Raw genomic sequence first — 7,845 nt, forward strand, 5'->3', positions numbered from 1 at the left:
GTTTTAGCGGCCGCAGTGACATTTATAGAGCCTGCTACTTTTTCTTGGGTAACAGGTGATACCCAAGTCATCGTTCTGGGTGTCATTATGCTCGCAATGGGTATGACATTAGGTAAAGAAGACTATAAGGTATTGGCCCAGCGCCCGCTTGATATCTTTATTGGCTCAATTATCCAATATACCATTATGCCGATTTTGGCGATTAGCGTGGCCAGACTGTTTGATTTATCGCCTGGATTGATGTTGGGTCTAGTATTGGTTGGTACTTGTCCTGGCGGTGTGTCTTCAAACATTATGAGCTATCTTGCCAAAGGTGATGTAGCGTTTTCAGTAGGTATGACCACCGTATCAACCATCATTGCGCCGTTAGTGACTCCACTTTGGCTCAATTACTTGGTCGGTCAATCTGTAGAGATGGATGGCTGGGGAATGTTCCGCTTTATGCTCTTAGTGACGTTATTGCCAGTCGCTATCGGCTCTATGCTCAACATTCTATTTCAAAATAAACACTGGTTTAATGATGTACGTGCAGTAATGCCAGGCGTTGCTGTATTGGCGTTTGCCGCTATCGTCGGTGGTGTTGCCGCCGTATTTGGCGATCAGTTCTTACAATCAGGACTAGTCGTGATTTTAGCGATTGCGGTACACAATATCGTCGGCTATATATTGGGCTACTACTCAGGTGCCTTATTTGGTATGAGCAAGCCCAAAAAGCGCACCATATCTATTGAAGTTGGTGTACAAAATGCAGGGTTGGCCACGGGTTTAAGCACGAAATTTTTCCCTGGTAATGCAGAATCTGCCATCGCTGCCGCGGTTGCTTGTATTTGGCACTCTGTTTCTGGCTCTATATTAGCCAATATCTTCGCTTGGTGGGATAAGCGTCAAGAAGCAAAAAATCCTACGCTTGTTGACACTGATGAGACTACTAATGAAACCATAGAAATTGGTAAACCAATCAGAAACAGTTAATACTGAAAAAATAATGCACTCGACATACTATGTTAGATAGCTATTTCCTAGAAAAGGCGCTACTTTTAAGATAATGTTTTTAAAATTAGCGTTTTTCAATACAGTAACTTTTAACATACTAACTTTCAATATAGCGTCTTATAGCATAGCGCTATCCGATCATTTGAATTAATGACTAGCTTTTTTCTAAAGTCTTCATTCGCGAAAGCTACCGCAACTCCCCTTTAAAACGTTTACGTACTTGACGCAAATATATAGTGGGGGCAACGCGCCATAATATACTGCCAAAACGTGACACAGGTTCAGGCAATAACCAGCGTTCACGCCGCTGCAAACCTTGATTGATTCGTTCAGCCATCCACTCAGCACTGCGCATACTCCCTATCATCGAGCGTGGATGCTTTGCGATACTGCCATCACGACCTAACGCATGGTTTTCAATAGGCGTATCAAGAAAGCTCGGATAAACCATAAGAATATGAATATCTTCAGGCTCTAGCTCCAAGCGCAACACTTCAAAGAATTGTGTGAGCGCTCCCTTGGCGGCACAATAAGCTGCCCGCCCTGGTACGGGCATCCATCCAGCCATTGAGCCAATGCAAATAATTTGTCCTTTGGACTCACGTAGCATCGGTAGCGCAGCCATGGTCAGCTCCACTGCACCCTGCCAACCTACCGCCATGACCTTACGAAACACCTCAGGATCAGTCTGATACGCGGGTGACCGATGGGTAATGCCTGCATTATTCACCAATAAGTCAAGACGGCCAAAATGGCTTTGCACTTGTTCGACAAGGACGACAATATCATTGCGTTGAGTGATATCAGTGACGACTGTTATAACTCTATCAATGTCGCCTAACTCAGTGGCTCTCGCGTTTAACGCTTGCTCATCTATATCAACGAGTACTAGATGATGCCCAGCGGCATACCAGTGCCGAGCCATTGCCCAACCAAGTCCTGAGGCAGCACCAGTGATTAAAGTGACATTTATTGAATGAGTATTAACGTTGGCATTAATGTTAGTTGAATTGGCAGCAGTTGATAACAACATTGATGACTTTCTCCATATCAGGGCTTACGCAGTCCATTGCATTCGATAAAATACTCAAAGGTTTCGGCAGAGGTTTTCGCCAAAGAATAACCAAATTCTTCTTTTAGTCGTCTGTTACTCAGCACGGGGCGATAACGCAAAAAATTAACTTGCTCTGGACCTGTTGGTTTACCACGCCATTTTGCAACCTGCAAACCAGCTTTGACTAGACCTACTGGCAAGGTCAATAGCGGTTTGTTCAATCGGTTCGCGATATCTTTCATCGTCAAAGCACCATCACCCGCCATATTATAGATACCCACCTTGTTTTCGCGAATACCCATTTCCATAGCACCGATCACGTCTTGATCCCAGATAAACACAAAAGGTGAATCGCTACCTTTGAGTGCAAGAATACGCGGCGCCATAAACAGACCAGTGATTTGATTGCGCGTATCAGCACCTAATACTGTGCCGGGTCGAAAGATAAGTTGCTGTAGCTGTGGATGCTGCTCGCGGAAGCCTGCCAACAGCTCCTCGACCTGCCTCTTGTGATCTGAGTAAGCAAACTCCTTATTGCCACGTAGCACATCTTGCTCATCAATCCATTCAGGGTTGTCAGCATGATAACCGTAGGCCGCGCCCGAGCTGGTCAGTGTTATATGCGTGACATCTGCTTTGATACAGCAATCAAGGACATTACGCGTGCCATTGACATCGATATCATAATCACGAGCACGATCTTTTGATGCTTGTAGAATAGACGCAAGATGCACAACGTGGGTGATACCTTGTTCTATTAGTAGCGTTGCCAAACCCTTATCACGCACATCTAGAACGTGGATTGGGAAGTCTAGATCGTTACGTTGTCGAACGTCGGTGCCAACCACATGGTGATGAGCAGCCAGACGATTGCCCAATTGATGACCGATATAGCCTGCGGCACCAGTAATTAATATGCGTTTATTATTCATAGGGAATCCGTGCCCAAATTTGTGAAAGTGTGAGTCCTGATACTAAATGCCATACACCCCAAAATGCCGTAATGAGCATCATACTGCCCGCCTCTGGAAAGAACGTAAACAAAATAACCAACCCCAATCCTGAGTTTTGTATACCGACTTCTAAAGTCACTGCGCGTCGATCTGCGACTGGTAACTTGAGCATCAGTCCCATACCGTAACCTAGCGAGAGTGCCAATAAGTTATGTCCAACAACCAGCCAAAAAAAGCTGTGAAAACGCTTTAGAAAAAGCGCGAAGTTACTGGAAAAAGCGATTGCGACAAAAGCCATTAGCACCAGTAATGAGAAAATACGTAGGGGTTTTTGGACACGTACGACAAGATCGGGCAATCGTCGTCCTGTCAACATACCAAGCACTAAAGGCAACGCCAATACCAGAAGCACCAGTATCAAGATACTGCTAGGCTCAATGGTTATTTTTGTCAGATACTCGCGTGTGTATGGGTTTAGCCAACCATAAAAGGCAAAATTAACTGGTGTTAATATTGCTGCAGTGAGGCTTGACACAGCCGTCATGCTGACTGACACTGCGACATTACCGCGTGCCAGCCAAGTCATAATATTAGAGAAGCTCCCTCCTGGGCAGGATGCGACTAAAATCATTCCTAGCGCCAACTCCGGATCGATATTCAATGCCCAAGTAAATAAACACGTAGCGAGCGGCAATAATAAAAACTGAGCGAACAAACCTGCTATCGGTGCAACTGGAAATGAAAAGATACGCTTAAAATCTTCGAGACGTAGGCTTAACGAAACGCCGAACATCATGAGTGCCAAGATAAGATTAAGCAGAATCAAGCTTCGTGGCTCAAACGCCACAGCCGCCATCATACTTCTGATACCAGTGTAGACTCTGTTGTTTCAAGCTCAGCGATATGTTTGGATAGCGTGTCTAAGTAATCATCTTTATTCACATAATATGCCATGCGTGCAAGCTTGATATAGTTATAGCCGCCATCGAGTGTCTTGCCAGCACGCTTACGTTTTACCTTGTTGAACTGTTTGACGGCTGCTGTATTTTTCTGACGCTGCTGAATATATAGGGCAACAAGCCTAGCCTGTTGATTGCGCCCCTCCCAGCCCAAACCCGCAGCCTCCACCATACCCATCATAAATAAATTATCGTGTTTGGGATGAAACACATTCATATATAGCTGCGGCGCGTCATGACTGGTAGGCCAATTGAGCTGCTCGCGATCAATGAATGGATAGTCAAGCAAATAACCTGTCGCCATCAAAATCAGATCATAATCCTGACTGTTACCATCACTAAAGGTGACTGTATGGCCGTCAACACTACGAATGTCACGACGCGCCTTGATATCGCCATGGCCCAAATGATGCAGTACCAATGAATTAACCACCGGATGCGACTCATACATACGATAGTTTGGATTTGGCAATCCGTAATCAGAAGGTTTGCCTATTACCATACGAATCATCGCAGCATCCATACGCTGTTTGACTGGACGCGGGAGTTTTAGTTTGCCGCCTAGCGTGTCAACCGGCTTACCTTTAATAAATTTGGGTAGGAAGTAATAACCACGTCGTAGGCTGATATCTACCGACTTTGCATGATGCACCGCATCAACGGCAATATCAGCCCCAGAGTTGCCGCATCCGACGATTAATACACGCTTGTCATTAAATACGGACGAACTACGGTATTCAGAAGAATGCATCAACGTGCCCGAAAACTTCCCTGGCAAGCTTGGCATATTTGGTGTGTGTAATGTTCCATTTGCAATGAGGACACCATCGAACAGCCGTGATTGTCTCTGTCCATTGCACTCGCTGATCAAGCACCAGCCATCTCCTTCGGGCATCATGCTGATCACGCGCGTAGAGAACTCATAGTGTGATTTGAGGTTGAAAGTATCTGAAAAGTCTCGGAAGTATTGACGAAGCTGGGTATGATGAGGATAAGCCGCGACTGAGTCCTTCATAGGAAACTCCTCGAACTCTGTCATGCGCTTAGATGAAATCAGATGTGCACTCTCATACATCGTGCTGTGCGGATTGTCGATATCCCATAGACCGCCTACATCTGTATGTAGCTCAAAACCTATAAAAGAAATATCCAGTTTTTGTAAATTTCGTGCTGTAGCTAGCCCCATAGGACCTGCTCCGATCACTGCATACATAAGCGTCACCGTAAAATCCATTTCAATTGTATAAATCAGTCAATTCCATTTGACTGCACCTCTGGTAGGCGAGACCAGCGTCCTCTGTGCCCATGATAAAACAATAGCATATATCGATAGAGGAGCCAGCTCAAGTAAATAAAAATACTGGTTATTTTTCAGCTTATTTGTAGATTAGTTTTAAAGCGCCTTCTCTGATATATCTTCAAAATTGCATCACTAAAGCATTGTAATAGAAACGATTATCATTATAATAACGATTTAACTTACACGCTGGAAATATTCATGCAACTGTCCCGCCTCTCTGCTGCTTTGTTTCGTCTTAATTCTTTGAATGTATCTGGCTCCTCTTCGCAATTAACATCCATACTCTCACGTTCTAGACTAAGAAAATCGCTACCTTTAAAAACATTATATTCAACTTGTTTGTCCACCTCAGTCATTATGCTAACGACCAGTCAAGTAGCATGGGCGCAAGTAGATAACAATGTAGATGCACAGTCAGAGACACCTAATGTGGTACTCGACACTATCGTCGTGACCAGTAGTGCTGATGCATCAGCGGATGGCTTACCTAGCGCCTATGAAGGTGGCCAAGTAGCAACCGGTAGCCGCGTTGGTCTCTTAGGCAATCAAGATATTATGAATACGCCGTTCTCTACTACGTCATATACCAACGAATACATTGCCAATCAGCAAGCACAAAGTGTCGGCGACCTACTCACAAAAGATCCCACAGTACGTGTGGCTAGAGGTTTCGGTAACTTCCAAGAAGCGTATTTTATGCGCGGCTTTGTGACTACCTCAGATGACACCATGTTCAACGGTCTATCCGGCATACTCCCTAGACAATATATCGCAACGGAATTGTTCGAACGTGTCGAGGTACAGCGCGGTGCATCAGCCATGCTAAATGGTGCAGCACCTAGTGGCGGAAACTCAGGCGGTACAATCAATCTATTACCTAAACGGGCTGACAATGACCCACTACGTCAGCTAACCGTCGGCTATGGTCAAGGCGATCAAGGCAAGGTTGCGGTAGATGTCAGTGATCGTTTCGGTACTGATGATGCGATTGGTGTACGTTTCAATGCAGCTTATCAAGATGGTGACAGCGCTATCGATGATGAGTCATCAACCTTGGGTTTGGCGGCCCTTGGTTTGGATTATAGAGGTGATCAGTACCGCTTATCAGCAGATCTGGGCTGGCAGGATAATAAGCTGACAGAGACGCGCCCTAGTGTGACGCTTGCCGGTGTTTCTTATGTACCAAAAGCACCTGACGGCTCAAGAAACTGGGCACAACCTTGGACGTATTCAAACGAAGAAGATGTGTTTGGTACCATTCGAGGAGAATACGACTTTAATGACAGTATTACTGGCTATGGTGCCTACGGCGTTAGACGTGGTGACGAAGAAAACTCTTTAGCCAACCTTACTGTCTCTGACGCAGATGGTACTGGCTCGACCTACCGCTTTGATAATACTCGCGAAGATTTAGTACAAAGTGCCCAGCTTGGACTACGTGGACAATGGCAAACTGGCAAGATCAACCATGACTGGGTACTAGCAACAGATCTTTATGGTCAAGAAGAAAAAGGCGCTTACGGTTTTGATTTTGGCAACCAGCTTGCGACCAATTTATATAGCCCGACAGATTATAGTAATGAGTGGTCAGAGACTGCTTTCTTTGGTGGTCGTCTTGATGACCCTAAGCTAACGAGCGAAACTCAGCTACAAAGCTTTGCCCTTGCAGACACCATATCACTGTTTGATGACAAGCTAAAAACCACACTAGGCGTACGTCATCAAAATATCAAAACAACCAGCTATGATTACAACACTCAAGAGAAAACAGCTGAATATAATGAAAGCGCGTGGACGCCAAGTATCGGTGTCGTCTACCAGCCAACGCTGGACTGGTCTGTTTATGGCAACTATATCGAGAGTCTCGCTAAAGGTGATACTGCGCCACTGGTTGATAACTCTGGCAATGCACTAACCAATGCAGGACAAAACCTAGACCCTTATGTAAGTAAGCAAACTGAGCTAGGTGTAAAGTACGACAATGGCTTTATCGGTAGCAGTTTTGCTATATTCCATACTGATGAGCCACGTGCTTATATCAATGATGACAACACCTTTACTACTGCTGGTGAAAACCGCCATCAAGGCGCTGAGCTGACTGTCTTTGGTAGTCCAAGTGAAAACATGCGTTTAAACGCTGGTGTAAGCTATTTGAGTGCCAAGCAAAAAGACACAGGCGATGCCACGTTAGATGGTAATCGTATCATTGGCGTCCCGACGCTCCAGAGCAACGTCAACCTAGAATATGATTTAGCAGCAGTCCAAGGACTGACGTTGACGGGTGATATTATCCATACAGGCGCGCGCTATGCCGATGCCGCTAATACCTTAAAAGTAGATGGTTATACTACCTTAGACCTTGGTGCACGCTATCGCACGCTATTGGCTGGTCAAGATGTAACTTTAAAAGGGGTCGTAACCAATGTGACTGGTGAGGATTACTGGCAATCTGTAGGTGGACTACCAGGCTATGGTTATTTAAATGCGGGTGAGCCAACTGCATTAAAGGTATCAGCAACGTTCGATTTTTAGACAGTATTGGATTTAATAAAAGGGATTGGGCGCGACCTACTCCCTTTTATACCA

6 protein-coding genes are annotated in these 7,845 nt (G+C 45.2%); 2 read left to right on the forward strand and 4 right to left on the reverse strand.

The features are described from left to right. Nucleotides 1–972: bile acid:sodium symporter family protein (locus ACT3QQ_RS13165; RefSeq protein WP_444528341.1), on the forward strand; the 972-nt coding region annotated here is incomplete at its 5' end. 208 nt (nt 973–1,180) lie between these two features. Here ACT3QQ_RS13165 and ACT3QQ_RS13170 read toward each other — a convergent pair. From ACT3QQ_RS13170 to ACT3QQ_RS13185, 4 genes are read right to left on the reverse strand one after another with little or no spacing between them, the layout of a single operon-like run. Continuing rightward, entirely contained in the window at nt 1,181–2,026 is an 846-nt protein-coding gene (locus ACT3QQ_RS13170; RefSeq protein WP_444528342.1) for an SDR family oxidoreductase, read from the reverse strand. Between the two features lie 17 nt (nt 2,027–2,043). Continuing rightward, entirely contained in the window at nt 2,044–2,979 is a 936-nt protein-coding gene (locus tag ACT3QQ_RS13175; RefSeq protein ID WP_444528343.1) for an SDR family oxidoreductase, read from the reverse strand. After that, nucleotides 2,972–3,859 (reverse strand): bile acid:sodium symporter family protein, encoded by an 888-nt coding sequence (locus ACT3QQ_RS13180; protein WP_444528344.1) that lies wholly within the window; start codon nt 3,857–3,859, stop codon nt 2,972–2,974. The genes ACT3QQ_RS13175 and ACT3QQ_RS13180 overlap by 8 nt, the downstream gene beginning before the upstream one ends. Continuing rightward, a complete protein-coding gene (locus tag ACT3QQ_RS13185; RefSeq protein WP_444528345.1) occupies nt 3,856–5,172 on the reverse strand; it encodes a flavin-containing monooxygenase in 1,317 nt (438 codons plus the stop codon). Before ACT3QQ_RS13185 ends, ACT3QQ_RS13180 begins: the two co-directional genes overlap by 4 nt. Before the next feature lie 444 nt (nt 5,173–5,616). Here ACT3QQ_RS13185 and ACT3QQ_RS13190 point away from each other — a divergent pair, with 444 nt between their 5' ends. After that, nucleotides 5,617–7,791: a TonB-dependent receptor gene (locus tag ACT3QQ_RS13190; RefSeq protein ID WP_444528346.1), complete on the forward strand. Its 2,175-nt coding sequence runs from the start codon at nt 5,617–5,619 to the stop codon at nt 7,789–7,791. Nucleotides 7,792–7,845 lie beyond the last annotated feature (54 nt).

The sequence above is a fragment of the Psychrobacter sp. AOP7-A1-24 genome, from assembly GCF_052376235.1.
Taxonomy (GTDB): Bacteria; Pseudomonadota; Gammaproteobacteria; order Pseudomonadales; family Moraxellaceae; genus Psychrobacter.

Excerpts from the sequence above, each read along its gene's own strand:
- ACT3QQ_RS13170 (WP_444528342.1), bottom strand. The coding sequence starts at position 2,026 with ATGTTGTTATCAACTGCTGCCAATTCAACTAACATTAATGCCAACGTT.
- ACT3QQ_RS13175 (WP_444528343.1), bottom strand. The coding sequence starts at position 2,979 with ATGAATAATAAACGCATATTAATTACTGGTGCCGCAGGCTATATCGGT.
- ACT3QQ_RS13180 (WP_444528344.1), bottom strand. The coding sequence starts at position 3,859 with ATGATGGCGGCTGTGGCGTTTGAGCCACGAAGCTTGATTCTGCTTAAT.
- ACT3QQ_RS13185 (WP_444528345.1), bottom strand. The coding sequence starts at position 5,172 with ATGTATGCAGTGATCGGAGCAGGTCCTATGGGGCTAGCTACAGCACGA.
- ACT3QQ_RS13190 (WP_444528346.1), top strand. The coding sequence starts at position 5,617 with ATGCTAACGACCAGTCAAGTAGCATGGGCGCAAGTAGATAACAATGTA.